Annotated in this window: 3 protein-coding genes and 1 pseudogene; all 4 read left to right on the top strand. The window is 67.7% G+C overall.

All coding sequences use genetic code 11. The features are described from left to right. Window positions 1-66: 66 nt before the first annotated feature. Window positions 67-357 (top strand): MmoB/DmpM family protein, encoded by a 291-nt coding sequence (locus x551_RS21090; RefSeq protein ID WP_036236414.1) that lies wholly within the window; start codon window positions 67-69, stop codon window positions 355-357. Window positions 358-376: 19 nt separating this feature from the next. After that, window positions 377-1,990: an aromatic/alkene/methane monooxygenase hydroxylase/oxygenase subunit alpha gene (locus x551_RS21095; RefSeq protein ID WP_036251027.1), complete on the top strand. Its 1,614-nt coding sequence runs from the start codon at window positions 377-379 to the stop codon at window positions 1,988-1,990. A 12-nt stretch (window positions 1,991-2,002) separates the two neighbouring features. After that, complete coding sequence (locus x551_RS21100) at window positions 2,003-2,365, top strand: phenol hydroxylase subunit P4 (RefSeq protein WP_036236412.1); 363 nt, start codon at window positions 2,003-2,005, stop codon at window positions 2,363-2,365. A 5-nt stretch (window positions 2,366-2,370) separates the two neighbouring features. Then, window positions 2,371-2,481: pseudogene (locus x551_RS25575) on the top strand (phenol hydroxylase); the annotation flags it as partial. Window positions 2,482-2,497 lie beyond the last annotated feature (16 nt).

The following is a 2,497-nucleotide window of genomic DNA, read 5'->3' on the forward strand; positions in this document are numbered from 1 at the left end:
CCGCGGCCGACGCGGCCCTGGGTGCGCGGCTGGCCCGTCTGGGCCTGGCGGCCTGAGGCGCGTGCCATGAACGCGCCCACTTCGCTGCAGCCCGTGTTCATCGCGCTGCAGGCCAACAACGACACCCTGCCGATCGTCGAGGCCATCCAGGCCGACAACCCGCACGCGGTGGTCCAGGACTACCCGGCGATGGTGAAGATCGACGCGCCCGGCTCGCTGGTGATCCGGCGCGCGTCGATCGAGGAGCGCATCGGGCGCGACTTCGACCTGCGCGAGCTGCAGCTCAACCTGATCTCGCTGTCCGGCGGCATCGACGAGACCGACGACGAATTCATCCTGCAATGGAAGGCCGCCTGAGGGCGCCACGGAGAACCCCATGAACGACACCCCGCAAGCCCGGAAGCTGTCCCTGAAGGAAAACTACGCGCTGCTCACGCGCGGCCTCGACTGGGCGCCGAGCTACCAGCCCAAGGACGAGATCTTCCGCACCGTCGCCTTCGAGGGCATCAAGATCCACGACTGGGACAAGTGGGAGGACCCGTTCCGCCTGACGATGGACGCCTACTGGAAGTACCAGGGCGAGAAGGAGAAGAAGCTCTACGCGATCATCGATGCCTTCCAGCAGAACAGCGGCCAGTTCAACGTGAGCGACGCGCGCTACCTGCAGGCGCTGAAGATCTTCCTGACCGGGGTGAGCCCGCTGGAGTACGCGTCGCACCGCGGTTTCTGCATCCTCGGCCGCGAGTTCCCGGGCGTGGGGCCGCGCATCGCGGCGCAGATGCAGGCCATCGACGAGCTGCGCCATGCGCAGACGCAGATCCACGCGATCAGCCAGTACAACAAGTACTTCACCGGGCTGAGCGAGTTCCCGCTGATGTTCGACCGGACCTGGTACCTGTCGATCCCGAAGTCCTTCTTCGAGGACGCGATCACCGCGGGCCCGTTCGAGTTCATCACCGCGATCTCGTTCGCCTTCGAGTACGTGTTGACCAACCTGGTGTTCATGCCCTGGGCCTCCGGCGCGGCCTACAACGGCGACATGTCCACGGTGTCGTTCGGCTTCTCGGCGCAGAGCGACGAGGCGCGCCACATGACGCTGGGCATCGAGGTCATCAAGTTCCTGCTCGAGCAGGACCCGGCCAACGTGCCCATCGTGCAGGGCTGGATCGACAAGTGGTTCTGGCGCGGCTACCGGCTGCTCACGCTGCTCGCCACGATGATGGACTACATGCTGCCCAAGCGCGTGATGAGCTGGAGCGAGGCCTGGGAGATCTACTTCGAGCAGAACGGCGGCGCGCTGTTCGCCGACCTGGCGCGCTACGGCATCCGCATGCCCAAGCATTGGGAGGTCACGGTCAAGGAGAAGGGCCACGTGGGGCACCAGCTCTGGTGCACCTTCTACCAGTTCCGCCATGCCGCCGGCTTCCCGGTCTGGCTGCCGAGCGACGAGGAGATGGACTGGCTGTCGGCCAAGTACCCCGACACCTTCGACCGCTACTACCGGCCACGCTACGAGCACTGGCGCGAGATGGAGGCGCAGGGCAAGCCCTTCGTCAACGCCACGCTGCCGCAGCTGTGCCAGGTGTGCCAGTGGCCGCTGCTGTTCACCGAGCCCGACGATCCGACGCAGGTCGCCTACCGCGAGGAAACCTACCTCGGCGAGAAGTTCCAGTGCTGCTCCGACGGCTGCCGGGACATCTTCCGCAACGAGCCCGAGAAGTACGTCCACGCGCACCTGCCGGTGCACCAGATCTACCAGGGCAACTACTTCAACCCGGGCGTCGACCCGACGGCGCCGGACTTCAACCCGCTGGTCGAGGCGCTGAAGTACATGGGCATCGCGCCGGGGGTGGACGGCGGTGACTTCGCCACCCACATCGATGCGGTGAACTGGGAGCGCTGGACCCAGCGCCCCGCCAACATGGCGGCGCCCGCCGCCACCGCGGACGCCCTGGCCCGGAGCCAGGCCGCCGAACGCCGGTCCGCCTGAGGAGACACGACGATGAGCGTCAAGGCCATCCGCCCCGACTACCACGGGGACATGAAGGACAGCGTGGACAAGTTCCACGGCCAGCAGCTGCTGGCCATCGGCTGGGACCAGCACCTGATGTACGCCACGCCGCTGTGCGTGCCGGTGCCGCCGCAGATGCCGTTCGGCGCGCTGGTCGGGCAGGTGCTGCCCGCGCTGTTCGGCCAGCACCCGCAGTTCGCGCAGATCGACTGGGCGCGGGTGCAATGGCTGCGCGCCGGGCAGCCGTTCGAGCCGGACGCGGACGCGAGCCTGGCCGACAACGGCCTGGCCCACAAGTCGGTGCTGCGCTTCCGCACGCCGGAGCTCGCGGGCCTCTACGGCGTGGGCTTCTGAGCGCCATGAGCTACCGCCTGAGGATCGAGCCGCTCGGCGCCTCGGTCGACGTGGAGCCCGAGCAGACCGTGCTCGACGCCTGCCTGCGCGCGGGGATCTGGCTGGCGCACGCCTGTTGACGATCGCCCAGAA

Origin of the sequence: Methylibium sp. T29 (genome assembly GCF_000576205.1) — a bacterium.
GTDB classification, from domain to species: domain Bacteria; phylum Pseudomonadota; class Gammaproteobacteria; order Burkholderiales; family Burkholderiaceae_C; genus Methylibium; species Methylibium petroleiphilum.